This is a genomic window from Streptomyces sp. NPDC008150 (assembly GCF_042956945.1).
Lineage (GTDB): Bacteria > Actinomycetota > Actinomycetes > Streptomycetales > Streptomycetaceae > Streptomyces.
The window spans coordinates 349,027-374,112 of record NZ_JBIBHJ010000003.1 but is presented as its reverse complement, the minus strand read 5'-3'; the positions used below and the strand labels follow the sequence as shown (position 1 = coordinate 374,112).

Here is a 25,086-nt window from a genome sequence, read left to right as displayed (position 1 = left end):
CTAGGACGCGCCGCCGCCGTGTCCGCGGCGAAGTCCCGTCCACCGGCGCCGTGCACGTCGCCGGGGCCTGCTGAAGAACCAGCCCGCGGGCGGCTCGTCCGAGCGCCAGGGCTGCGGTCCGGGGTCCTCGCGGCGCCGGCGCGCCGCGAGCATCCGGGCCCGCGCCGACGGCTCCGCCGCGTCGGCCGCGCGGACGAAGTCCTCGTCGAGGACCAGACCGTCGAAGCCGTCGGGGCCCTCGGGGGCGCCGTCGGGCGCTCCGGGGTCCGTGCCCGCCGTGTCCGCCATGCCGTCCTCCTCCCGCGCCCGGTTCCGGGGTCTCCGGCCGGTCCCCCAGTGTGCACAAACCGGTGTGAAGGCCCTGTCAGTACCGCAGAACCACCGGCACACGGCCGTCACCCGCGCGGCGGACGGGCCCGGAACGCCCGTCCGCCGCCGCCGTCACTCGTCGCCCGTCAGCTTCAGCGAGCGCAGCCGCTGACCGGCGTACCAGGTGGCCAGCACCGTCACCGCGATCAGCAGCACCGTCGCCGTCGTCAGCCCGACGTGCGAGGTGACGAGGTCTCCGCCGGTGACCTTGTGCGCCACCGCGAGGCCCCACTGCTGGACGCTCAGGGTGCGCGCGCCCGGCACCAGCGAGCCGAAGAGCGCCTCCCAGATCAGCGCGTAGACGAGCCCGAAGACCACGGCGTGCCGGGAGACCGTGCCGAGGAGCAGGAAGAGCGCGGCGTACGCGATCGAGGCGACCAGTGCCGCCACCGTGTAGGCCACGGCGAGCTGCTGGCCGTTGCCGTTGAGGATCAGGCCCGCCAGGAAGGTGGGAACCGCTGAGAAGACCATGGTCACGGCGATCGCGACGATCAGCTTGGTGAAGATGATCGTCGGCCGCTTCAGAGGCTTGGACAGCAGGTACACGACCGAGCCGTCGTCGATCTCCGGGCCGATGGCGCCGGTGCCCGCGATGACGCCGATGATCGGCACCATCGTGGCGATCGCGAGGCCGCCGAGGACGTCGGACGTCGTCTGGTCGTCGGCTCCCGCGAGGGCGCGCACGACGACGGCGATCACGAGGAGCAGCAGGGGCAGCGCGCCGAGGATCAGGGCCCGGCGCCGGCCGAGCAGCGCGCGGTAGGTGAGCCGGGCGACTGTGGGGTCGTACATGGTGGCCTCCTACGCCGCGACCAGATAAGAGAACACGGATTCGAGGGACTCGTCGGACGGCGAGACCGTGAGCAGCCGGATGCCATGGTCCCTGGCGACCCGGGGCAACAGGGCGGTGAACCGGCCGAAGTCGACGGCCTGCACGCGCAACGCGCCCTCCGCCAGGTCGACTTCGATGCCGGCCGTGGACGGGTCGGCGATCAGTGCCGCCGCGAGCGCGCGGTCGTCGCTGGAGCGCACCAGATAGCGGTGCGGCCGGTCGGTCATGAGACGGCGGATCCGCCGGAAGTCGCCGCTGGCGGCGTGCCGGCCGGCGACCACCACCTCGATGTGGCGGGCCAGTTGCTCGACCTCTTCGAGGATGTGGGACGAGAACAGGACGGTCCGGCCGTCGTCGCCCATGCGCCGCAGCAGTTCCATCAACTGCATGCGCTGGCGCGGGTCCATGCCGTTGAACGGCTCGTCCAGCAGCAGCACCGAGGGGTCGTGGACGAGCGCGGACGCCATCTTCACGCGCTGCCGCATGCCCTTGGAGTACGTGGCGATCCTGCGGTCCTGCGCGTACTCCATCTCCACGGTGGCCAGGGCGCGTTGGGCCGCCTTCTTGCCGAGCCCGTGCAGTTCGGCGTTGGCGACGACGAACTCCCGGCCGGTGAGGAAGTCGTACATCGCCTCGCGTTCGGGGACGATGCCGATGTGCCGGTAGATCTGCTCGTTGCGCCACACCGTCGCGCCGTCCAGGGTGACGGTGCCGGTGGAGGGGGCCAGGAAGCCGCCCATCATGTTGAGGAGCGTGGACTTGCCGGCGCCGTTGGGGCCGAGCAGGCCGGTGACGCCCGGCCCGATGGACATGGTGATGTCGTTGACGGCCACCACGTTGCCGAACCAGCGGGAGACGTGGTCGACGGTGAGCGTGCTCATGGACGCGGCACCTTCCTCGCGAGGCCCGAGCCCGCGGTCGGCGGGACGGCGGTGAGTGAACGGGCGCCTGCGGCGCGGGACTTGGCGGGCACGCAGGGCCCGTCGTACGGACGGTGCGTGCGCCGGGCGGTCACAGTCCCGCCTTCCGGTAGCGGCGGGTCAGCAGCGCGTAGCAGCCGGAGATCACGGCCAGCACGACGAGGACGTAGACGGCGCCCTGCGCCGAGGTGATGTCCCGCGCGCCCGGCAGCGTGGACTCCGCGCCCAGGAAGGCGGACTGCACGCCGTTGACGAGCGTGACCGGTGAGAAGAGGCCGATCCACGGGATGGAGCCCGAGCTGTCCTGGACGTCCGCGATGGCGGCCAGCGTGTTGACGGCGCCGTAGGTGATGGTCAGCACGGCGATGATGGCCGCGATGCCGAAGCCGCGGCGCGGGGTGATCGACGCGACGACGAGACCGATGCCGCCGAACAGCACCGACAGGACCGCCACCGAGACGAGCGCCTGCCCGAACCCCTTGGTCTGGTCGGTGAAGTCGAGTTTCGCGAGCAGCGCGCCCACGTAGAGGACGAGCACCGGCGCTGCGGTCAGCACGAACAGCGCTGAGGCCAGCGCCGCGAACTTCGCGCGTACGTAGTCGGACGCCTCGATCGGCCGCGAGAAGTACAGCGGCACGGTACGGAAGCGCAGGTCGCGCGAGACGGACTGCGGGGCCTGCGCGGCGACGAACAGGCTGGTCACGGCCTGCATGATGATCGCGTAGCGGGTGTAGTCGACGGGCAGGTCGTGCGCCTTGGTGGCCACGGCGACGGCCACCATGATGGCCGCCGGTACGCACATCACGCCGAACAGCAGCATCGGCAGCACCTTGGAGCGGGCCGAGCGGCCGAGCCCGTAGGCGCCGCGCAGCGACTGCGCGTACAGGGAGCGGCGGGCGTACGAGCGGCCGAGGCGGGGGCCGTCGTAGGAGCGGTAACCGATGTCGTGGATACGGGTGCGGTCGGTTCCGCCGGGGGGTGCCGCGAGGGCCGTCGCGGGTGCCGTCGGCCGGGTGCCGCCGGGTCCTGGGGCCTGGTCCGGGACGGGGCCGGGGCCGCCGGTCCGCCGTGTCGGCTGGGGCTCAGTCGCCATGGCCGACCGCCTCCTTGCGCTGGGTGTCGGTGGTCGGGGTGGTTCCGGGGGAGCCCGGTGCGGTGCCTGCCTCGGCGTCGGCGTCGGCGTCGGCGTCGGCGGGGCCCGGTGCCTCGGCCCGCGCGTGTGCCTGGGCCGCCGCCTCCGTGGCCGCCGCCTCCGTGGCCGCCGCCGCGTCCGAGTCGCGGAAGACCTCCGAGATGCGGTGCCGGCGCTGCTCCATCCGCACCAGGCCGAGGCCGAGGTCGGCGATGACGTCGCGCACGACGTCGTTCGTCTCCTCGCCCCGCGCGGTCACCAGCAGGACGTGGCCGCCGCCGGGGAGCCCGCTGCCGACCGCGGCGAAGTCGCCGTCCGCGGCGCCGGGCAGCAACTCCACGCCACGCGAGCGCAGTTCCTCGCGCACCGCCCGCGTGCCGTCCGGATGCGCGTCGCTGTCGGTGACCTCGACGACGAGCGTCGTGGTCGTCTGCGTGAAGTCCGTCGTGGAGCTGGAGCGCAGCAGCTTGCCGCCGTCGATGACGACGACGTGGTCGCAGGTGCGCTCCAACTCGCCCAGCAGGTGCGACGTCACGAGGACCGAGATGCCGAACTCGCTGTGGATGCGCCGGATCAGGCCGAGCATCTCGTCGCGGCCGGCCGGGTCCAGGCCGTTGGTCGGCTCGTCCAGGAACACCAACTGCGGGTCGTGGACGAGCGCCTGGGCCAGTTTCACGCGCTGCTTCATGCCCGTGGAGTAGCCGCCCATGGGGCGGTAGCGCTCCTCGTACAGGCCGACGTGGCGCAGGGTGTCCGCCGTGCGCTCGCGGGCGGCGGTCGGCGGGAGGCCGGACATGCGCGCCATGTGGACGACGAACTCGGTCGCCGACACGTCGGGGGGCAGGCAGTCGTGCTCGGGCATGTAGCCGACGCGCTCCCGGATGGCGGGGCCGTCCACGGCGACATCGTGCCCGAGTACCTGCGCACGGCCCTCGGTGGCGGGGGACAGACCCAGCAGAATCTTGATCAGGGTCGACTTGCCGGCTCCGTTGGCGCCGACGAGCCCGGTGACACCGGGCCCGACGTCCACGGACAGCCGGTCCAGAGCGGTCACCCTCGGGAACCGCTTGCTCAGGCTTTCGGTCGCGATCACAGTCACGTCCTCGACGGTAGTGACGAACGCGGCCCGCGTCGTCAGACCGGGGGTGCGTCATCGCGTCAGACCTCAGGCTTACGGGCCCGTAGGGGTCACCCCGAGAGGCCAGGGGTGCGCGAGGGGCGCGAGGTGGGCGGGAGGTGGGCGTGAGGTCCGGCCGCACTCCCTGTTGACGCCGCGTCTCACAACTGCGAGATTCGTCGGCGACCGGAGGACGACCTGCCGTGAACAGCCGTGCGTGCCCCCGCCGTTCCGCGCCGCGGACGGCCCGGACCGCCGGCCCGCGGCGCTGGGCGGAGGACGAGTGACGCCGAAGGACGCGCGGGAGCCGCAGGAGCCGCAGGCGCGGCCGGGGGAGCAACAGGGGCCCCGGAACAGCACGGTTCGGACGGTGCGGACCGGTGGGGTCGAGCTGTGCGTGACCGAGACCGGGGACCGGGCACGCCCCACGGTCGTCCTGGTGCACGGGTATCCGGACAGCCAGGAGGTCTGGTCGGACGTGGCGGACCGCCTCGCCGACCGCTTCCACGTCGTGACGTACGACGTCCGGGGCCACGGTCGTTCGACGGCACCGCTGCCGCTGCGGGGCGGATTCACCCTGGCCAAACTGACGGACGACTTCCTCGCGGTCGCGGACGCGGTGAGCCCGGACGCCCCGGTGCACGTGGTCGGCCACGACTGGGGTTCGGTGCAGTCCTGGGAGTTCGCCACGGTCGAGCGGACCAGGGGCAGGATCGCCTCGTTCACGTCGATGTCCGGGCCGTCCCTCGACCACTTCGGCCACTGGATCAAGGACCGCCTCCGGCACCGCTCCGCGCGCCGCACGGGCCAACTCCTGGGCCAGGGAGCCAAGTCCTGGTACGTCTACCTGCTGCACACCCCCGTCCTGCCCGAGCGTGCCTGGCGCGGACCGCTCGGGCGGCGCTGGCCGAAGATCCTCGAACGCGCGGAGCATGTCCCTTCCAGCGGCGGCTATCCCACCGCCTCGCTCCCCGAAGACGCCGCGCACGGCGCGTGGTTGTACCGCGACAACGTCCGGACGCGGCTGCGCCGCCCCCGCGCCGACGCCTACGCGCACGTACCGGTGCAGCTCATCACGCCGCTCCAGGACGCCTTCCTGTCGGAGTACCTGTACGACGAACTGGACCGCTGGGCACCGCGGTTGGTGCGGCGCACCCTGCGGGCCCGGCACTGGATCCCGCGCACCCATCCCGACCGGGTGGCCGAGTGGACGGCGGCCTTCGTCACCGAGGTCGAAGGACGGGAGCACGCGGCAACCCCCGCCGAGTAGACCCGCGTTGCCCGTGCGAACGCCGCATCACGTCGCTTTCGCGCGGGTTCGTCCATGACGGGCGGGTGCGGTGCGACGGCGGCGTGTCGAGGAGTCGCCGGGGGCGGCAAATCGGTTCATTGCGTCCGGTGTTGTTGACAGACGGGACCGGGCCGCGTTCGAGGCGGGTCTTGAACAGGAGTTGTGGACAAGTGAGTTGCCGACGCCGTCGTGAACAGGACCGAAAGGAACAGATGTTCACGAACTGGCAGCAACCGCAGGCTAGTTATCCACAGTTTTGCGAAATCCCCTGTGGATAAACGGACTTGGCTGTGGAGCAAACCTGAGCTCCAAAAATTCACCTGCGCGATGTGTGACGCGCGCGCCACCCTGGTCGGATGACCGAACGAAGAGCAGCCGGGTCCGCCGAAGGCGCCGACGCGGCCGACAGACGCACCGTGAAGGTGTCGAAGTACCTGTCGAAGCACCTGCGGCACCAGCCGGAGCGGATCGGGCTCGTCCTCGACGAGGCCGGCTGGGTGGAGATCGACACCCTGCTCGCGGCGACGCGGGCGCACGGCTTCCCCGTCTCCCGCGCGGAGCTCGACCACGTGGTGGCCACGAACGACAAGCGGCGCTTCGCCGTCGAGGGCACCCGGATCCGGGCCAGCCAGGGGCACACCGTCGAGGTCGACCTGGGACTGCCCGCGACGGCACCGCCCGCGTACCTCTACCACGGCACCGTCGCCCGCAACCTGGACGCGATCCGCGCGGAGGGGCTGCGTCCCATGAACCGGCACGACGTGCACCTCTCGGCCGACCGGGAGACGGCGACCCGTGTCGGCGCCCGGCGCGGACGGCCGGTGGTGCTCTCCGTGGACACCGCCGCGATGCACCGCGACGGCCACGAGTTCCGGGTCAGCGCCAACGGCGTCTGGCTGACGGCGGCCGTACCGGCGCGCTACCTGCGCTTCCCGGAGGGCCACTGAGGGAAGGCCGCCCGGCCCGGTTCAGGACGCTGAGGGGTAGCCCGCCGGGCCCGGTTCCCGGCGTGACTCCGTTGGCGGCCGCGGGTGTTGACGTCTGCCGGTCCGGGGAACGCGGTCCGCACGTGCGGCGCGGACGGCGATACGGAACGGCGGCGGGATGACGGAGACGGGCGGGACGGGCGGGGCAGGTGCCGCGGGCGCGGCGGATTCCGTGCGCTCCGCGGGCACGGCGGGCCGGGCGGGCGCGAAGGGCGGCGACGGCACGGCGAACTCGGCGGGCATGGCGAACGCGGCGGACTCGGCCGGGGAGATCAAGGTCGGGACCTGCTCCTGGACCGACAAGGCGCTGGTGGCCTCCGGTTGGTATCCGCGCGGCAGTCGGGACGCCGAGGGGCGGTTGCGGCACTACGCGGAGCAGTTCCCCGTCGTCGAGGTCGACGCCACCTACTACGGCCTGCCCAGCACGCGCAACAGCCTGCTGTGGACCGAGCGCACCCCCGACGGGTTCCGCTTCGACGTGAAGGCGTTCTCCCTGCTCACCGGCCATCCGACCCGGCCGGAGTCGCTCCCCGCCGACCTGCGCCCCGCCCTGGCCGCCGCGCGACGCGGCCGGGACGACACGGACCCCGGCCTCCTCGACGAGGTGTGGCACCGCTTCGCCTCCGCGCTCGAACCGCTGCGCGCCGGCGGCCGGTTGGGCACCGTGCTGTTCCAGTTCCCCCGGCAGTTGGCGCCGGGCGTGCCCGCGGCGGAGTTCCTGCGCCGGTGCCGGGAGCGCGCCGCCGGGTGGCCGATGGCGGTGGAGTTCAGGCACCCGGGGTGGTGGCGCGAGGACCGCGCGGACGGCACCGCCGCGCTGCTGGCCGAACTCGACGCGGCCGCGGTCGCCGTGGACATGGCCCGGGGGCTCCCGTCCTCCGTGCCGCCGGTCGCCCGGATCACCTCGCCCCGGCTGGCGGTGGTCCGCTTCCACGGCCGCAGCGAGGCGTGGGGGACGGGCAGCAAGGAGGACCGGTTCCGGCACACCTACACGGCGGCCGAACTGGCCGAGTGGATCCCGCGCGTCCGCGCCCTGGCCGGGCGGGCGCGCGAGGTGCACGTCCTGTTCAACAACTGCTGCGCCGACGCCGCCGTGCGCGCCGCCCGGACGATGCGCGAAATGCTGGACGCCCCGGACCCGGGGCCCGAACGGGGCGCCCCGGCAACGGACTTGGCGGTCAGCCCAGCCGCGCGGGCGCCTCGGTGACGATCGCTTCGAAGACGCCGGGGTCGATGGCGAACTCCGAGTCGGCGATGGGCCAGTGGACGACGATCTCGGTGAAGCCCAGCTCCGCGTGGCGTCCGGCGAAGTCGACGAACGCCTCCACGGACTCGAAGGGCCGGTTGCGGTCCGGGGTGAAGGCGGTGAGCAGGATCTTGTCCAGCTCGGCGACGTCCCGGCCGGTCTCCTCGCACGCGGCACCGAGTCGCCCGACCTGTCCGGCCAGCGCGGCCCGGGACTGCTCGGGGGTGCCCTCCTCGAACAGCTTCGGGTCCCCCGTCGTCACCCACGCCTGCCCGTACCGCGCGGCCAGCCGCATCCCGCGCGGGCCGGTCGCCGCCACCGCGAAGGGCAGCCGGGGCCGCTGCACGCAGCCCGGGATGTCCCGCGCCTCGTCCGCCGAGTAGAACTCCCCGCGCTGCGAGACCGCGTCCTCGGTCAGCAGCCGGTCCAGCAGCGGCACGAACTCCCCGAACCGGTCGGCCCGTTCACGCGGCGTCCACGGCTCCTGGCCCAGCACGGTGGCGTCGAACCCGTTGCCGCCGGCCCCGATGCCCAGCGTGATCCGGCCGCCGGAGACGTCGTCCAGGGAGATCAGGTCCTTCGCCAGGGTCACCGGGTGACGGAAGTTCGGGCTCGTGACCAGCGTGCCCAGCCGCAGGCGCTCGGTGACGGCCGCGGCGGCGGTCAGCGTCGGCACGGCCCCGAACCACGGGCCGTCACGGAAGGTGCGCCAGGACAGGTGGTCGTAGGTGTACGTGGCATGGAAACCGAGCTCCTCGGCTCGCCGCCACTTGTCCCGGCCGCCCTCGTGCCAGCGGTCGACGGGGAGGATCACGGTGCTCAGGCGCAGGTCGGTCATGCGGGAAGCGTATGCCGTGCGGCCGGCGGCAGCAGGAGGCGGCCGGGGCGCGGCCACCGTGCCCCCGTCCGCGGGCGCACGCCGCTCGGGCCGCGTCCCTCCTGGCCGGGAGCGCTCCCGGCCAACAGCGGAAATCACTCACATGTGCGGACTCCCGCACGGCCGTGCGGGCATATGGGCCAGAATGACCGGGTGACCTCAGCGACTCGACAGCCCCAGCCCCCGGCCGCCGCCGTTCCGCCCCGGCTGATCGCCACGGATCTCGACGGCACCCTGCTGCGCGACGACAGTTCGGTGTCGCCGCGTACGGTCTCGGCGCTCGCCGCCGCAGAGGCTGCCGGTATCGAGGTCTTCTTCGTCACCGGCCGGCCAGCCCGCTGGATGCACGCCGTCAGCGAGCACGTGCACGGGCACGGCCTCGCCATCTGCGGCAACGGCGCCGCGGTCGTCGACCTGCACGGCAGCGCGGGCGCCCACCGGTTCGTCTCGGTGCGCGAGCTGGCGCGGGAGAACGCGCTCGACACCGTGCGGCTGCTGCGCGAGGCCGCCCCCGGCACCCTCTTCGCGGTCGAGCAGACCTACGGCTTCCACCAGGAGCCCGGCTACCCGAAGCTGCTGCGCGAGCGGCCCGACACGGTCGCCGACGCCTTGGAACTGCTCGCCCCGAACGCCCCCGGCACCAGGGAACCGGTGCTCAAGATCCTCGCCTACCACTACGAACTCGCCCCGGACGTCTTCCTCGACGTCGCCCGGCGGGCCGTCGGCGACCGTGCCACCGTCACCCGGTCCAGCCCGAGCGCGCTGCTGGAGATCAGCGGCCCCGGGGTCTCGAAGGCGTCCACCCTGGCCCTCTGCTGCGCGGAGCGCGGCATCTCCCCCGACCAGGTCGTCGCCTTCGGGGACATGCCCAACGACGTCGAGATGCTGACCTGGGCAGGCCGGTCCTACGCGATGGGCAACGCCCACCCGGCCGCCGTCGCCGCGGCCACGGCCCGTACCGCCGCCAACAACGACGACGGCGTGGCCGTCGTCATCGAACGGATGCTGGCGGAGCTGGTCTGACGGGCGGACCCGATCCGACCGGCCGGACCGGCGGGTCGGGCCGGCGGGCCGGGCCGCCTGCCGCCCCGGGCCCGCTCAGCCGATCCGTACGCCGCGCTCCTCCAGCCAGGGCAGCGGGTCCACCGAGGAGCCGGTACCGGGCGTGCGCCGTACCTCGAAGTGCAGGTGCGGCCCGGTGGAGTTGCCGGTCGAGCCGGACCGCGCGATCACCTGCCCGGCGCTCACCGTCTCGCCCCGGCGCACCGCCACCGCGGAGAGGTGCGCGTACTGCGTGCAGTAGCCGTCGGGGTGCCGCAGCACGAGCTGGACGCCGAAGGCGCCGCCGCACAACACCCGCACCACGCGGCCCGCGCCCACCGCCCGCACCGGCGTCCCGAGGGGCACCGCGAAGTCCTGCCCGGTATGCCGGTTCGCCCACCGCGCGCCGCCGCTGCCGAACCCCGCCGTCAGTTCGTACGACCTGACGGGCGCCACCCACCGCCCCTCGGCGGCGGCCCGGCCCGAGGGCTCGCGGGGTTCCGGCCGGGCCGCTCCCCCGCAGGGGCCTGCGACGGCCGGCCCCGTCTCCCGGGCCACGAGCCGCTGCCGTGCCTCGTCCAGGCGTTGCCCGATGTCCCGCTTCAACGCGGCGAGTTGCGTGTTGCGCCTCTCCAGCGACCGCCACGCGGACGTCGCCCGCGCCTGGTCCGCAGATAGCCGCGCCTCGGACCGGCGGCTCCTGTCGATCGCGTTGCGCACGGCGAGGACCGCCTGCGGTGACAGGTGCCGACCGCGCGTCAGCCCTTCCGGGCCGCCCGCGAGGAGTGTCGCCGCGGCCGGCGTTGCGTCGGCGGCCCCGCTGTCCCGGGTTCGGGCCGACCGCACCAACTCGGTGTGCAGCACGGCGGCCCGGCGTCGCTCCCTGCCCAGTCGCTCCTCCAGCCGCCGGGCGCGGGCCCGCTGCTCACGGGCCTGCCGACGCCCCTCCTCGTACTGCCGCGCCGCCACCGCGGCCTCCCGGTCCAGTCGGACGACCTGGGCGTCCGCGACACCGTCCGCGAGGCCGCCGTCGACGGGACCACCACCCGGGCGCGCCACGAACACGGCGAGGCCGATCAGGAGCACGGGAACGAGCAGTGGGTGACGCCGACGTGATCGCATGTCAGCGATCATGGTCGGCCGCCCGGCCACCGTCCTGTTCTGCTCGTACGCCCGGGGGACGGCCGCCTCACGCCGACGCGGGCGGCGGGTTGCGGGTTGCGGGTTGCGGGTGCCCGACGCACCGCGCGGCCCGTGGAGGTGCGCGTCGTTCCACACGGCCGACGGGCGGGCGAGCACTCACCACCCAGCGCCGCGCACCCGGGCAGCCGCCTCCCCGATGCGTGGACAGCGCCCCGACCACTCGGCCGAAGGGTCCGGGCGCCGCCCCGCCCGGCGCCGCGGACGTAGGGGCCGCGTGCGGTGCCAACCGTTCAGTGCGGGGCCTCCCAGACCAGCGTCGTGCCCGCCCCGTCGTCGCCGATGCCGGGGCCGTGCCAACTGCCGCCGCCCAGCGACTCGGCCCGCCGCCCGAGATTCCGCAGGCCGCTGCGGCGTCCGCCCTCGGGGATGCCGACGCCGTCGTCGGCGACGGTCAGCCGGACGCCCGGCCTGCCGTCGGGCAGGGTCACCGTCGCGTCGACGACGACCTCGATCCGCGTGGCCTCCGCGTGCCGGAACGCGTTGGACAGCGCCTCGCGCAGGGCGGCCACGAGGTTCTTGCCCACCAGGTCCCCGACCACCGTGTCGACCGGGCCGACGAACCGGTGGGACGGTGTGAAGCCCAGCGGCACGGCGGCGTTGCCGATCTCGCGCATCACCCGCGTACGCAGGCCGGAGGGCGCCTCCGCGGGGCCCTGCTGGAGCGCGAAGATGGCGGTGCGGATCTCCTGGATGGTGATGTCGAGTTCGTCGACCGCCCTGGCCACGCCCTCCCGCACCTCCGGAACGACGGACCGGCGCTGGGCCCCCTCCAGCATCATCCCGGTGGCGAACAGCCGTTGGACGACCAGGTCGTGCAGGTCGCGCGCGATCCGGTCGCGGTCCTCGTAGACGGCCAGCCGCTCCCGGTCCCGCTGCGCCTCCGCCATCCGCAGCGCGAGCGCGGCCTGCGAGGCGAACTGGACCGCCAGCGTGCGTTCCGCGGGCGTGAACGGCCGCTCCCCGGGAGCGCGCGGGACGACGAGGATGCCGAGGACCCGCCCGTCGCTCGTGAGGGGCAGCAGCATCGCGGGACCGTAGTCGGCGGCGAAGGGTGTGACCGTGCGGGGGTCGCCGGCAGTGTCCTCGATGAACACGGCCCTGCCGGCGAGGAGTTCACCGACGATCTCGCTCTCCGGCGGGACGACCGCACCGAGCGCCCCCGTCGGCCGTTCCGAGGCGACGGCGACGACCTCCAGGCCGCCGTTCCCGTCGGGCAGCAGCACCATGCCCGCCGCCGAGCCCGACAGCCGGCGGGCCTGTTCGGCGACGACGTGGAGGGCGTCGTCCGCTGCCGCCCCGCCGTCTCCGGCCCCGGCAGCGCCCGGAACGGCGGGCCCCGCGGAGCCGCCGTGCCCGGAGAGCAGAGCGGTGGTGACCGCCACGGACCCGTCGATCCAGCGCTCGCGCTGCCTGGCCGCCTCGTGGAGGCGGGCATGCTCGATGGCGATGCCGGCCTCGGTGGCGAGCACCCGGACGAGGTTCAGGTCGTCCTCGTTGAACGGCTCGCCGCCCCGCTTCTCCGAGAGGTAGAGGTTCCCGAAGGCCCTGCCCCGGACGTCCACGGGGACGCCGAGGAAGCTCCGCATCTCCGGGTGGTGCGCGGGGAATCCGCAGGAGCGCGGGTCGGCGGTCAGGTCCGTGAGCAGCACCGGGCGCGGGTCCCGGACGAGGGCGCCGAGCAGCCCCTTGTGCCCGTCGGGGAGGTGGCCGATGCGCCGGACGGTCTCCTCGTCGACCCCGTGGTGGACGAAGTCGGCGAGTCCGTCGCCGTGTTCGTCGACGACGCCGAGCGCCGCGTACCGGGCGTCGGTCAGGGCGGCGGCCGTCTCGCAGATGGTGTCGAGCGTGCCGTGCAGGTCGACGCCGCCGCCGATGGAGCGCATGGCGTCCAGCAGTTGGGTCGTCCGCGCCGCCCATCGCGCGTGCAGGTCCCTGGGCAGATCAAGCCGTGCTGCCGCGTCGGAGGGCTCGGACGGGGGAGCGGGGGGTTCGAAGGACGGGTCTGGGGGCGGGGTGGCGGGCATGGGCCGAGCCTAATTCGCCCGGTTTGCGGCGACCTGGTCGAACCGCCCTCCCGGCCCGCCGGCCGCACCGCTGCGCCGCACCCCACCGCCGCACCCCCGCGTGGCGCACGGCTCCCGGCGTGCCGCCTCCGCCGCGCGATCCTCGGCTAGCGCGCCCCGACCAGCAGGTCCGTCTCCGTCTCCCGGTCCACCATGTCCCGCAACGGACCGTCCACGGCGAGCAGTTCCGCGTACGGGCCGCGCTGCACCGCCCTGCCCCCGTCGAGCACGATCACCTCGTCGACGTCCGCGAGACCCGCGAGCCGGTGCGTGATGAGTACGGTCGTCCGGCCCTCGGTGGCGGCCAGCAGGTCGGCGGTGAGGGCGTCGGCGGTCGGCAGGTCGAGGTGTTCGGCCGGCTCGTCGAGCACGAGGACGGGGAAGTCGGCCAGCAGCGCGCGGGCGAGTGCCAGCCGCTGCCGCTGACCGCCGGACAGGCGGGCGCCGTGCTCGCCGACGAGGGTGTCGAGCCCGGCGGGCAGGCCGTCCACCCAGTCGAGCAGCCGTACTCGCGCGAGCGCGTCGCGCAGTTCGGTGTCGGTCGCGCCCCGCCGCGCGAGCAGCAGGTTCTCCCGTACCGAGCTGTCGAAGAGGTGCGCGTCCTGGGCGCACAGCCCGACCAGACGCCGCACGTCGTCGCTGTCGAGGGCGTACGCGTCCACGCCGGCCAGCGTGTACGTGCCCGCGTCGGCGTCCAGGAACCGCAGCAGCACCTGCGCCAGTGTCGTCTTGCCGGCGCCGGAGGCACCGACCACCGCGATCCGGCGCCCCTGGGTCAGCGTGACGTCCAGACCGGCCAGGGCGTCGTGCTGCCGGCCGGGGTGGCGGGCGGCCAGGTCCTTGACCACGAGCGGGAACGGAGTGGCCGGCGCCTTGCGGGGCCGTTCCGGTTCGCGCACCGGGGCGGGTGCGTCCAGGACCTCGTACACGCGCTCGGCGCTCCTGCGCACCCGCTGCCGGTACTGGACCGCGAGCGGCAGGCCGAGGACGGCCTCGAAGGCGGCGAGCGGCGTGAGGACGACCACGGCCATCGCGACGCCGCCGAGGCGTCCGGCGGCGACCGCCTGGGCGCCGACGAGCGCGGTGGCCGCGACGGTCAGGCCGGAGATCAGCGCCGTGAGGCCGTCGCCGAGGGCGGTGGCGGTGGCGGCGCGGGAGGCGATCCGGGTCAGGACGCCGTCCGCCCGCCCGGCCCGCGCGGTGTGCGCGGGCAGCGCACCGGCGACCGTCAGCTCGGCGGTGCCGGTCAGCAGGTCGGTGACCCGCGTGGCGAGCACGCCCCGGGCGGGAGACAGCCGGCGTTCCGCGCGGCGTGCCACCGACGCGGTCAGCAGCGGCACCCCGGCGCCCGCGGCCAGCAGACCGACGGCCAGCGCGGCCCCGGCCTCCGGGAGCAGCCACGCGGTGAAGGCCACCGAGGCCGCCGAGACGACCGCGGCGGTGCCGGCCGGCAGCAGCCAGCGCAGCCAGTAGTCCTGGAGGGCGTCCACGTCGGCGACCAGCCGCGACAGCAGGTCGCCGCGCCGGATTCCGCGCAGCCCGGCGGGGGCCAGCCGCTCCAGGCGCCGGAACACGGCGACCCGGGTGTCGGCGAGCATCCGCAGCACCGCGTCGTGCGACACGAGCCGCTCGGCGTACCGGAAGACGGCCCGGCCGAGGCCGAAGGTCCGGGTCGCCGTCACGGCGACCATCAGGTACAGCACGGGCGGGTGCTGGGACGCCCGCGAGATGAGCCAACCGGATGTGGCCATGAGGCCCACGGAGCTGCCGAGCGCGAGGGCGCCGAGCAGCAGCGCCAGCGCGAGCCGGCCGCGCCGGGCGTCGGCGAGGGCGCGCACCCGGGCGAGGACTCCGCGCCCGGCGGCGGCCCGCCGGGCGGCCCGGTCGTCCGTGCCGTGTGCGGGCGCGTGCTCCTCCCCGGCGGCGCCCTCGGCACCCTCGGCGAGAAGGTCACGGGGCGCCGGTTCCGCGGGAGTTCGCGGCGCCGGAACGGTGGCGGTGCCTCCCGCCGCCGCGCGACCGGCCTCCGTCCCGTGCGTGCGGGCCGCCGCACGCGCGCCCGTCTCCGGCAGCCGCACCACGCGGTCGGCGACGGCCAGCAGCGCGGGCCGGTGCACCACCAGCAGCACCGTGCGGCCCACCGCGAGGCGGCGGACCGTGGCGACGATCTCCGCCTCGGTCGCGCCGTCCAGGGTCGCCGTCGGCTCGTCGAGCAGGAGCACGGGCCGGTCGGCGAGGAAGGCGCGGGCCAGGGCGAGCCGTTGCCGCTGCCCCGCCGACAGCCCGGTGCCGTCCTCGCCGAGCACGGTGTCGGCCCCCTCGGGGAGCGCGTCCACGAACGGCAGCGCCCCGGCGTCGTCCAGTGCCCGGCGCACCGCCGCGGCGTCGGCGTCCGGCCGCGCCAGGCGCACGTTCTCGGCGATGGTCCCGGCGTACAGGTGCGGGTGCTGCGGGACCCAGGCCACGCGGGACCGCCACTGGTCCAGGTCGAGTTCCGCGAGGTCCGCTCCCCCGACACGGACCCGGCCGCCGGTGAGCGGCACGAAACCGAGCGCCGCGTTCAGCAGGGTCGACTTGCCGGTCCCGCTCGGGCCCACGAGGGCGACCGTCTCCCCGGGCTCGACCGTGAACGACACGTCCGACACCGCGTCCGCGCTCCGATCCGGGTACCGGACGGTGACCTCGTCGAAGGACAGGGCGCCCGACGGTACGGCGGCGCCGCCCGTCGCGGGGGCCGGGGTCTCCAGTACCGCGAAAATCTCCTCGGCGGCGGCGAGCCCCTCGGCCGCCGCGTGGTACTGCGCGCCGACCTGGCGCAGCGGCAGGTAGGCCTCCGGCGCCAGGACGAGGACGAGCAGGCCGGTGTAGAGGTCCATGCCGCCGGAGACCAGCCGCATGCCGATGGTCACGGCGACCAGTGCCACGGACAGGGTCGCGAGCAGTTCCAGCGCGAAGGACGAGACGAAGGCGAGCCGCAGGGTCCGCAGGGTCGCCTGCCGGTACTCGCCGGTGATGCGGCGGATGGAGTCCGCCTGCGCCTTGGCCCGGCCGAACACCTTCAGCGTGGGCAACCCCTCGACCACGTCCAGGAAGTGACCGGACAGCCGCGACAGCAGCCGCCACTGACGGTCCGTGCGGGCCTGCGTCGCCCAGCCGATGAGCGCCATGAAGACGGGGATGAGCGGCAGCGTGCAGACGATGATCGCCGCGGAGACCCAGTCCTCGGTGACTATGCGGGCGAGCACCGCCACCGGCACCACGACGGCCAGGCCGAGCTGGGGCAGGTAGCGGGAGAAGTAGTCGTCCAGGGCGTCGATGCCGCGCGTGGCCAGCACCACGAGGGAACCGGTCCGCTGGTCACCGAGCCACGCGGGGCCGAGTGCACCGGCGCGCTCAAGAAGCCGGCCGCGCAGCTCCGACTTCACCGCCGCGCTGGCGCGGTGCGCGGCGAGTTCGGTGAGCCAGGAGACGAGCGCGCGGCCGCAGGCGACGGCCACGAGCAGCAGCAGGGGAGTGCGCAGTCCGTGGACCGACAACCCGTGCTGGAAGGCGCCGACCACCGTCTCGGAAATGAGCATCGCCTGCGCGACGACCAGCCCCGCGCCGACGGCACCGAGAAGGACGACGGCACCCAGGAAGAAGCGGGTGGCACGGGCGTACCGCAGCAGTCGTGGGTCGATCGGTTTCACGTGAAACACGCCCTCTTCTCAGGAGGTCTCCATCGGCATGCCCTTACCGGCCATGCCCGTTGGTGCGGGGAGGGCGTTTCACGTGAAACATCCGGCGTGCCACGCCCTCCCCGCCGTACTCAGTGCGCGGCGCCCGCTGCCGCGTCGGCGGCGATGTGTTGCGTACCGATCCGCTTGCGGAACACCCAGTAGGTCCACGCCTGGTAGAGCACCACGATGGGAGTGGCGATCACCGCCAGCCAGGTCATGATCTTCAGGGTGTAGGGGCTCGACGACGCATTGGAGACCGTCAGGTTCCAGGAGTCGTTGAGCGACGACGGCATGACGTTCGGGAAGAGCGCGAGGAAGAGCGTCGCCACGGCGGCCACGATGGTCACGCCCGAGAGCGCGAACGCCCATCCCTCCCGGCCCCGTCGGTTCGCCACGAGTGCCGCGAGCAGCGCCACCACCGCGACGACCACCGCGACCAGGCTCTTGCCGTCACCGCTGTCGGCCTGCGTCCACACCAGGAACGCCAGCGCCAGCACGGCGGCGACCAGACCGACGTACGTCGCCGTCCTGCGGGCCCGCTGCCGGATGTCACCAAGCGTCTTCAGCGCCGTGAAAACCGCGCCGTGGAAGGTGAAGAGCGTCAGCGTGACCAGACCGCCCAGCAGGGCGTACGGGTTGAGCAGGTCCCCGAGGTTGCCGGCGTAGTTGAAGTTCTGGTCGATCTTCACGCCGTGCACGATGTTGCCGAACGCCACGCCCCACAGGAACGCGGGAATCAGCGACGTCCAGAAGATGGCCGTCTCCCAGTTCCGCTGCCACCGCTCCTCGGGCCGCTTGGCGCGGTACTCGAAGGCGACTCCCCGGACGATCAGGCAGACCAGGATGACCAGGAGCGGCAGGTAGAAACCGGAGAACAGCGTGGCGTACCACTCCGGGAAGGCCGCGAAGGTGGCGCCGCCCGCGCTGAGCAGCCAGACCTCGTTGCCGTCCCAGACCGGGCCGATCGTGTTGATCAGCACGCGCCGTTCGGCCCGGTCCCGGGCGAGCAGCTTGGTGAGGACACCGACCCCGAAGTCGAAGCCCTCCAGGAAGAAGTAGCCGGTCCACAGGACCGCGATCAGGACGAACCAGACGTCGTGAAGTTCCATGATGACGCAGCTCCTTCCGGACTAGTACGAGAAGGCCATCGGCTTGTCGGCGTCGTGGGTGTCGCCGCCGATCTTCGTGGGTGGGTTGAGGTCCGCCTCCGTCAGTTCCGGCGGTCCGGCCTTGACGTACTTCACGAGCAGCTTGACCTCGACGACGGCGAGGATCGCGTAGAGCGCCGTGAAGACGATCAGGGAGGTGAGCACCTCGCCCTGGGAGACACCGGGGGAGACGGCGTCACGTGTCTGGAGCACGCCGTAGACGGCCCAGGGCTGACGGCCCGTCTCGGTGAAGATCCAGCCCCAGGAGTTGGCGATCAGCGGGAAGCCCAGGGTCAGGAGGGTGATCCGCCAGTACCACTTGCTCAGCTTCGGCCCGAGCACCTTGTCCTTGTAGAGGACCAGGTGCGGCAGTTCGTCCTCACCGACCCGCAGATGCTGCGGCAGCATGAACTTCTTGCGCGTCAGCCACAGGCCGGCCAGGCCGACCACGAAGGACGTCATGCCGAAGCCGATCATCCAGCGGAAGGCCCAGAACTCGACCGGGATGTTGGGCCGGTAGTCCCCCGCCCCGTACTTCTGCTGCTCGGCCTTGTTGACGTCGTTGATGCCGGGGATGTGCGAGGTGAAGTTGTCGTCGGCGAGGAACGACAGCAGTCCGGGGATCTCGAACTCGACGGTGTTGTGGCCCTTGTCGACGTCCCCGTACGCGAAGATCGAGAACGGTGCCGAGTCCTGGCCGTCCCACAGCGCCTCCGCCGCGGCCATCTTCATGGGCTGCTGCTTGAACATGACCTTGCCGAGCAGGTCGCCGCTCACCGCGGTGAGCATGCCGGCCACGACGACGGTCACCAGTCCCAGGCGCAGCGACGTCTTCATCACCCGGATGTGCTTCTTGCGCATGAGGTGGAAGGCGGCGATGCCGACCATGAACGCGCCGCCGGTCAGGAAGGACGCGGCGAAGGTGTGGAACACCTGGGTGAGCGTGGTGTTCTGGGTCAACACGGCCCAGAAGTCGGTGAGTTCGGCGCGGCCCTTGGCCTTGTCGATCTTGTAGCCGACGGGGTGCTGCATCCACGAGTTGGCCGCGAGGATGAAGTAGGCCGACAGGAGCGTGCCGAGCGAGACCATCCATATGCTCGCCAGGTGGATCTTCTTGGGCAGCTTGTCCCAGCCGAAGATCCACAGCCCGATGAAGGTGGACTCGAAGAAGAACGCGATCAGGGCCTCGAACGCGAGGGGGGCTCCGAAGATGTCACCGACGAACCGCGAGTAGTCGGACCAGTTCATGCCGAACTGGAACTCCTGCACGATGCCGGTGACCACCCCCATGGCTATGTTGATGAGGAAGAGCTTCCCCCAGAACTTCGTGGCCCTGAGGTACTTCTCGTTCTCCGTGCGCACCCAGGCGGTCTGCAACCCGGCCGTCAGCGCGGCCAGGGAGATCGTCAGAGGGATGAAGAGGAAGTGGTAGACGGTCGTGATGCCGAACTGCCATCGCGCCAGGGTCTCCGGCGCCAGAGCCAATTCCACGTCGTCACTCTCCTTGTGTCGAAGTCGCCGTGGCCACGAGCGGCGTTTTGCCCCACTGCGTCACCCCCATCCTGGGAGCAACCGGGACGCGCTTGTGAAAGCGTTCACATTCACAAGCAAGTATGGCGCATGCCCGTTCGAGATCTGCAGGGAGGGGGGTACCGGGCGGCGTGACGCTCACCACCTGGGAACCAATGCGTACAAATGGCTACGAACAGCCGGTTACCTGTTCGAGATCGGGCAAGACACCCCATAACGTCCGGTCACCCCGCGGGGTGGAAAAGGGTCGGCCCGGCCGTCGTGACGACGGCCGGGCCGACCGGTCGATCCTGTCGACCGTCGAGCAGCGGCGGCCCCGGTCGCGGAGCCGGCCGATCAGGACTCCTTGCGGTACGCCTCCGCCACCTTCAGGAAGATGTCGTTCGCCTCGGTCTCCCCGACCGTGACGCGCACGCCCTCCCCCGCGAAGGGACGGACCACGACGCCCGCCTCCTCGCAGACCCGGGCGAAGTCGGCCGTGCGCTCCCCCAGCCGCAGCCAGACGAAGTTCGCCTGCGTGTCCGGCACCGTCCAGCCCCCGGCCCGCAGCGACTGGAGCACACGGTTCCGCTCGACCACCAACGAGCCGACCCGGCCCAGGAGTTCGTCCTCCGCCCGCAGCGAGGCGATCGCCGCCGTCTGCGCGATCTGGCTGACACCGAACGGCACCGCCGTCTTGCGCAGCGCCGCCGCGACCGGCTCGTGGGCGATCGCGAACCCGACCCGCAGGCCGGCCAGGCCGTAGGCCTTCGAGAAGGTGCGCAACACGCACACGTTCGGACGGTCGCGGTAGAGCTCGACCCCGTCCGGCACGTCGGGGTCGCGGTTGAACTCCCGGTACGCCTCGTCCAGCACCACCAGCACGTCATCGGGCACCCGGTCGAGGAACCGTTCCAGCTCGGCACGCCGCACGACGGTGCCGGTCGGGTTGTTGGGGTTGCAGACGAAGACCAGCCGGGTCCGGTCCGTGATCGCGTCCGCCATCGCGTCCAGGTCGTGCACCTCGCCGGGGGTCAGCGGCACCTGCACCGCGCGCGCACCGCTGATCTGCGTGATGATCGGGTACGCCTCGAAGGACCGCCAGGCGTAGACGACCTCGTCGCCCGGCCCGCTGGTGGCCTGGAGCAACTGCTGTGCCACGCCCACCGATCCGGTACCGGTGGCCAGATGCGCGGCCGGCACCCCGAACCGATCGGACAGCTCGTCCATCAGCCCCGCGCAGGACATGTCCGGGTAGCGGTTGAAGGACTCCGCCGTGGCCGTCACACTTTCCAGCACGCCCGGCAGGGGTGGATAGGGGTTCTCGTTGGAGGACAGCTTGAACGCGAGCGGGCCGTCCACCGCCGCCGGCTTCCCCGGCACATACGTGGGAATCCCGTCCAGCTCGGCACGCAGCCTGGGGCTCGTCTGGCTCACCGCACTCCTCCTCGCCACGACCGGCAGGCACATGACCGCCCCCGGCATCCCGTGCTTCTCACCATATGAGCATTCGGCGCGGAGCGTACGCCCGTGGCCCACGTGATCGCGCACACCGTGGCGCGATCCCACCAGTCACACGCGCACCAGGGGCATCACGGTGCGAAGAAGGGCGAATCGTGGGGCGCGTTGCGCATATATCTGTGCGCCGGTGGCTCGCGCCCTGGCGCGCATCACCCGTGCAGGTGAGTTGAGACCTCTTCGAAACATGGGGGGCTCGCCAGGCTCGCGCGTGCCACCACGTCACCTATTGGAGCAAGAGCGTTCAACTTCCTTTAATTCCAAGCCATTTACGCCAATCTGACCTTGCAGAAACGTGCCTGTCAACGTGCGCATATGCGTCCGCACTACCCCACCGCATGAGCCCTACTATCGGCTCGCCATGACAGCAGCAGGGAAGCACCAGGTGAGCCGGGCGGAGACCACCCGCCGGAACGGCCGGCCGGGCAGGGCGGGCATCAGAGACGTCGCCGCCGCCGCCGGAGTCTCCATCACGACCGTCTCCGACGCCCTCAACGGGAAGGGCCGGCTTCCGGACGCCACCAGACGCCACGTCCGCGAAGTGGCCGACCGGCTCGGATACCGCCCGTCGGCCGCCGCCCGCACCCTCCGTACCGGCAAGTCGGGCCTGATCGGCCTGACCGTCACCACGTACGGGGATGAACCTTTCACCTTCACCGAGTTCGCCTACTTCGCCGAGATGGCGCGCGCCGCCACCTCCGCCGCGCTCGCCCGCGGCTACGCCCTCGTCGTCCTGCCCGCCACCTCACGGCACGACGTGTGGTCGAACGTGGCCCTGGACGGCACCGTCGTCATCGACCCCTCGGACGAGGACCCGGTCGTCAGCGAGCTCGTCCGCCAGGGCTTACCCGTCGTCTCCGACGGCCGCCCGGCCGGCACGCTCCCCGTGACCGCCTGGGTGGACAACGACCACGAGGCCGCCGTCCTCGGCATCCTCGACCACCTCGCCGACGCCGGCGCCCGCCGCATCGGCCTGCTCACCGGCACCACCACGGACACCTACACCCACCTGTCGACCACGGCGTACCTGCGCTGGTGCGAACGCGTCGGCCAGGACCCCGTGTACGAGGCCTATCCGGCCCACGACCCGTGCGCGGGCGCGGTCGCCGCCGACCGGCTGCTGGCCCGCCCCGACCGGCCGGACGCCGTCTACGGGCTGTTCGACCCCAACGGCACCGACCTCCTCGCCGCGGCCCGCCGCTACGGCCTGCGCGTGCCCGAGGACCTGCTGATCGTCTGCTGCAGCGAGTCCACCGTCTACGCCGCCACCGAGCCGCCCATCACCACGCTCTCGCTCAAACCGCGCCGCATCGGCACGGCCGTGGTCCAGCTCCTGATCGACGCCATCGAGGGCATCGCCGAGGACCGGCCGGTCGAGCAGGTGATACCGACGGAACTGATCGTGCGCACCTCGTCCCAGCGGCGCGCCCCCCGCACGACCGTCAGCCCGCCGCGCTCGCCCGAGGGGCAGTAGCCGGCCCGAGGGGCGGCAGGGGCCCGGGGGACCGCGGAAACGGGGCGACCGCCGGACGACGGTGCCCCGCGGGACGGAAGAGGCGCAAGGGGGCGAACGGCACCACCGGAACGACCGGGACGCACGGGAACGAAAGGGATCCGTGAGCCGGCCGCGCCCGGTGCCGCGCGCCCCGCGACAACCTCGCGGGCCCGCCGCGAACGGCCCCGCGCGGGCGGCGTTGGTACAGACATGACCGGGCACGAAGGGACACAAGTCGTGTTCAACCGGGGTGAACCACCGGGGGAACCGGAGGCTTGTTCTGATTCACCACCCCTGGGTCGTCACACGGCGCGATCCGCATTCCTATGATGGGCGCACGACACCGCGGGCCGCTGCGACCAGGCAGTCCGAAGGGGTGCAGAGGCGGCGCGATGGTGGAGGGGTCGATGACTCAGGGGGCCGGTCAGGGACCCGAGACGGAGCGGACGGCGACGTTGCGCGACTTCCGGGTGCCCGCGTACGTCCACGAGACCGGTCCGCGCGACAGTGGCGACCTGCCGGGCCCGTCCCTCGCGACGGACGCCGACGGGCCCGGGGAGGCCCCCGAGGACTTCCCCGACGGCTACACGCCCACCCGCCCCGACCTCCCGGTGATCCGCCGCGGCGACACCGTGCAGATCGCCGTCGAACCCGGCACCGCCTCCGCGCCGCAGGCCGCCGGCGGTCCCGGCCCCCTCTTCGTCGTCGGTGACGTGCACGGCTACCTCGACGAACTGATCGCCGCCCTCCACGAGAAGGGCCTGGTCGACGCCGAGGGGCAGTGGTGCGCGGGCGCCGCCCGGCTGTGGTTCCTCGGCGACTTCACCGACCGCGGCCCCGACGGCGTCGGCGTGATCGACCTCGTCATGCGGCTCTCCGCCGAGGCCGCCGCCGCCGGCGGCTACTGCAAGGCCCTCATGGGCAATCACGAACTCCTGCTGCTGGGTGCCCGCCGGTTCACCGACACCCCCGTCAACTCCGGCGGCGGCACCGCCACCTTCCAGGCCGCCTGGCTGCTCAACGGCGGACAGAAGTCCGACATGGACCGCCTCCAGGACCACCACCTCCAGTGGATGGCCCGCCTGGACGCCATCGAGTCGGTCGAGGGCCACCTCCTCGTCCACTCCGACACCACGTCCTACCTCGACTACGGCACCTCCATCGAGGAGGTGAACGACACCATCCGCGAGACGATCACCCGCAACGACGCGGACGAGGTGTGGGACCTGTTCCGCAAGTTCACCAAGCGGTTCGCCTTCCGCGACGAGGGCGGCGCCGACGCCGTGCGCTCCCTCCTCGACACCTACGGCGGCACCCGCGTCGTGCACGGGCACAGCCCCATCCCGTACCTGCTGGGCGAGGTCGGCTCCGAGGACGGCGAGGACCGCGCGCGTACCGTCGTCGACGGACCCCACGTCTACGCGGACGGACTGGCCGTCGCGATGGACGGCGGCGTGACGATGGCCGGAAAGCTGCTGGTCCAGCAACTGCCGCTGGACGACTGAGCGTTCGGCGGACGCGCCGCCGCCCCGGGTGCGGTCTACAGGCCGGCACCCAATTTCTGCTAACCCCCTGTCACCGCGTGCCGTCGCGGCTCTACCATCGGTTTATCCGTAGCAGGCTCCCCTCCGTTTCTGCCCGACGGCTCGTCAGCGTGCGAGCCCCAAGCCCTACGGAGCATCGGGGGATGCACATGAACAGCGTTCCGCAGCACCTGCTGAGTGAGGACCGCCAGGAGTACGAGCGGATCCTCGACGAGGCGCTGCGCTCCGCACCACTCCGTCCGGAACTGGCCGCCACGGAGAAGCGGCTCAACACCGAGCAGCTGCGCACCATGGCCCTCAACGCGACCGCCCTCATCACGGTGGCCGCGGCAGCCGAGTACCAGCACTACGTGAGGGTCCGGGACGAACTGCGCCACCCGGCGCGGTCCGCCCCCACCACGGTCCACGAGACCGGCCCGGAGGAACAGGGCTCCGGCGCCGCGGGACTCGCGGCCACCATGGGAGAGGTCGCCGAGACCACCGGCGCGGGCGCCGCCGCCGTCGTCGTCGTGCTCGCTCCCGTCCTCGCGGCGGCGGCCGCCGCGATCTTCCTGCTCGTGGGCTACGTCCTCAAGATGCTCACCCCCGAGCCGGCCTTCGCCAGGACCATGCTCACCGCGGGCTGGGTCTTCGGCGCCATGGCGGCCATCGCCGTCCTGGTCGCCGCCGTCCTCCTCCTGCTGACCGCCCTCCACAACAGGCCGCCGCTCGACGACGGCCCCCACGGCGAGCGGTACGAGGCGGTGGAGCGGGCCAGGCTCGACTGGGGCGAGGCCCTCGTGGAACGGGGCATCGTGCCCTTCCTTCGCGAGGCCCTGGCCGATCCGGGCACCCCCACCCTGCCCCGGCCCGCGCCCTCGCCGTCGGGCGGCCGCATGCCGCACCTGGGCTATGACAGCCCCGGCTTCAGCAGCCCCGACGACGCGCCGGGGGCCGGACACCGCCCGAGCTTCAGCAGCCCGGACTACTCCAGCCCGGACTACGGCGGCCCCGAGCACCAGCCGGACTGACCGTCCACCCGCCCGGCACATCCACGGCCGGGCGGGCACACGGCGGTTCGGCGCGGCGGGCCGTGC

The 25,086-nt window shown here is 72.9% G+C and carries 18 protein-coding genes and 1 pseudogene; 7 read left to right on the top strand and 12 right to left on the bottom strand.

Annotated features, from left to right (window positions below):
* The 5 genes from ACFZA0_RS10985 to ACFZA0_RS10965 all read right to left on the bottom strand — a co-directional run bounded on the left by ACFZA0_RS10985 (nucleotide 1) and on the right by ACFZA0_RS10965 (nucleotide 4,346).
* The gene (locus ACFZA0_RS10985; RefSeq protein WP_391014163.1) at nucleotides 1–288 is read right to left on the bottom strand and encodes a hypothetical protein; all 288 of its coding nucleotides are present in this window, start codon (nucleotides 286–288) and stop codon (nucleotides 1–3) included.
* 153 nt (nucleotides 289–441) lie between these two features.
* Entirely contained in the window at nucleotides 442–1,161 is a 720-nt protein-coding gene (locus tag ACFZA0_RS10980) for an ABC transporter permease subunit (RefSeq protein ID WP_391014162.1), read from the bottom strand.
* A gap of 9 nt (nucleotides 1,162–1,170) precedes the next feature.
* Nucleotides 1,171–2,082: an ATP-binding cassette domain-containing protein gene (locus ACFZA0_RS10975; RefSeq protein ID WP_391014160.1), complete on the bottom strand. Its 912-nt coding sequence runs from the start codon at nucleotides 2,080–2,082 to the stop codon at nucleotides 1,171–1,173.
* A 130-nt stretch (nucleotides 2,083–2,212) separates the two neighbouring features.
* Entirely contained in the window at nucleotides 2,213–3,214 is a 1,002-nt protein-coding gene (locus ACFZA0_RS10970; RefSeq protein WP_391014158.1) for an ABC transporter permease, read from the bottom strand.
* Nucleotides 3,204–4,346 carry an ATP-binding cassette domain-containing protein gene (locus ACFZA0_RS10965; protein WP_391014429.1) on the bottom strand — a complete coding sequence of 381 codons (1,143 nt, stop codon included), beginning with the start codon at nucleotides 4,344–4,346 and terminating at the stop codon, nucleotides 3,204–3,206. The genes ACFZA0_RS10970 and ACFZA0_RS10965 overlap by 11 nt, the downstream gene beginning before the upstream one ends.
* A 394-nt stretch (nucleotides 4,347–4,740) precedes the next feature.
* Between ACFZA0_RS10965 and ACFZA0_RS10960 the strand changes: the two are divergent.
* The 3 genes and pseudogenes from ACFZA0_RS10960 to ACFZA0_RS10950 form a co-directional block, all read left to right on the top strand.
* Nucleotides 4,741–5,625, top strand: a pseudogene (locus tag ACFZA0_RS10960) (alpha/beta fold hydrolase); the annotation flags it as partial.
* 392 nt (nucleotides 5,626–6,017) lie between these two features.
* On the top strand, nucleotides 6,018–6,608 hold the full coding sequence (locus tag ACFZA0_RS10955; protein WP_391014157.1) for an RNA 2'-phosphotransferase: 591 nt from the start codon (nucleotides 6,018–6,020) through the stop codon (nucleotides 6,606–6,608).
* A 280-nt stretch (nucleotides 6,609–6,888) separates the two neighbouring features.
* Entirely contained in the window at nucleotides 6,889–7,854 is a 966-nt protein-coding gene (locus tag ACFZA0_RS10950; RefSeq protein ID WP_391014427.1) for a DUF72 domain-containing protein, read from the top strand.
* On the opposite strand, the gene ACFZA0_RS10945 is transcribed toward ACFZA0_RS10950, so the two are convergent.
* Nucleotides 7,826–8,731, bottom strand: coding sequence for an LLM class flavin-dependent oxidoreductase (locus ACFZA0_RS10945; protein WP_391014155.1), 906 nt, complete (start codon nucleotides 8,729–8,731; stop codon nucleotides 7,826–7,828). The two genes, ACFZA0_RS10950 and ACFZA0_RS10945, sit on opposite strands and share 29 nt — an antisense overlap.
* Nucleotides 8,732–8,905: 174 nt before the next feature.
* On the opposite strand from ACFZA0_RS10945, the gene ACFZA0_RS10940 reads away from it, so the two are divergent.
* Complete coding sequence (locus ACFZA0_RS10940) at nucleotides 8,906–9,793, top strand: Cof-type HAD-IIB family hydrolase (RefSeq protein WP_391014154.1); 888 nt, start codon at nucleotides 8,906–8,908, stop codon at nucleotides 9,791–9,793.
* A gap of 75 nt (nucleotides 9,794–9,868) precedes the next feature.
* Here ACFZA0_RS10940 and ACFZA0_RS10935 read toward each other — a convergent pair whose 3' ends face one another.
* The 6 genes from ACFZA0_RS10935 to hisC all read right to left on the bottom strand — a co-directional run bounded on the left by ACFZA0_RS10935 (nucleotide 9,869) and on the right by hisC (nucleotide 20,890).
* Nucleotides 9,869–10,933: a peptidoglycan DD-metalloendopeptidase family protein gene (locus ACFZA0_RS10935; protein WP_391014152.1), complete on the bottom strand. Its 1,065-nt coding sequence runs from the start codon at nucleotides 10,931–10,933 to the stop codon at nucleotides 9,869–9,871.
* A gap of 311 nt (nucleotides 10,934–11,244) precedes the next feature.
* On the bottom strand, nucleotides 11,245–13,038 hold the full coding sequence (locus ACFZA0_RS10930; RefSeq protein WP_391014150.1) for a GAF domain-containing protein: 1,794 nt from the start codon (nucleotides 13,036–13,038) through the stop codon (nucleotides 11,245–11,247).
* A gap of 146 nt (nucleotides 13,039–13,184) precedes the next feature.
* A complete protein-coding gene (gene cydD, locus ACFZA0_RS10925; RefSeq protein ID WP_391014148.1) occupies nucleotides 13,185–16,766 on the bottom strand; it encodes a thiol reductant ABC exporter subunit CydD in 3,582 nt (1,193 codons plus the stop codon).
* 119 nt (nucleotides 16,767–16,885) lie between these two features.
* Nucleotides 16,886–17,905, bottom strand: coding sequence for a cytochrome d ubiquinol oxidase subunit II (cydB, locus tag ACFZA0_RS10920; RefSeq protein WP_391014146.1), 1,020 nt, complete (start codon nucleotides 17,903–17,905; stop codon nucleotides 16,886–16,888).
* A 21-nt stretch (nucleotides 17,906–17,926) separates the two neighbouring features.
* Entirely contained in the window at nucleotides 17,927–19,435 is a 1,509-nt protein-coding gene (locus ACFZA0_RS10915; RefSeq protein WP_391014144.1) for a cytochrome ubiquinol oxidase subunit I, read from the bottom strand.
* 375 nt (nucleotides 19,436–19,810) lie between these two features.
* On the bottom strand, nucleotides 19,811–20,890 hold the full coding sequence (gene hisC / locus ACFZA0_RS10910; RefSeq protein ID WP_391014142.1) for a histidinol-phosphate transaminase: 1,080 nt from the start codon (nucleotides 20,888–20,890) through the stop codon (nucleotides 19,811–19,813).
* A gap of 442 nt (nucleotides 20,891–21,332) precedes the next feature.
* On the opposite strand from hisC, the gene ACFZA0_RS10905 reads away from it, so the two are divergent.
* The 3 genes from ACFZA0_RS10905 to ACFZA0_RS10895 all read left to right on the top strand — a co-directional run bounded on the left by ACFZA0_RS10905 (nucleotide 21,333) and on the right by ACFZA0_RS10895 (nucleotide 25,020).
* Complete coding sequence (locus ACFZA0_RS10905) at nucleotides 21,333–22,445, top strand: substrate-binding domain-containing protein (protein ID WP_391014140.1); 1,113 nt, start codon at nucleotides 21,333–21,335, stop codon at nucleotides 22,443–22,445.
* 413 nt (nucleotides 22,446–22,858) lie between these two features.
* Nucleotides 22,859–23,971 carry a metallophosphoesterase gene (locus ACFZA0_RS10900; RefSeq protein WP_391014138.1) on the top strand — a complete coding sequence of 371 codons (1,113 nt, stop codon included), beginning with the start codon at nucleotides 22,859–22,861 and terminating at the stop codon, nucleotides 23,969–23,971.
* Between the two features lie 182 nt (nucleotides 23,972–24,153).
* Nucleotides 24,154–25,020 carry a hypothetical protein gene (locus ACFZA0_RS10895; protein WP_391014136.1) on the top strand — a complete coding sequence of 289 codons (867 nt, stop codon included), beginning with the start codon at nucleotides 24,154–24,156 and terminating at the stop codon, nucleotides 25,018–25,020.
* The last annotated feature ends 66 nt before the right edge of the window (nucleotides 25,021–25,086 follow it).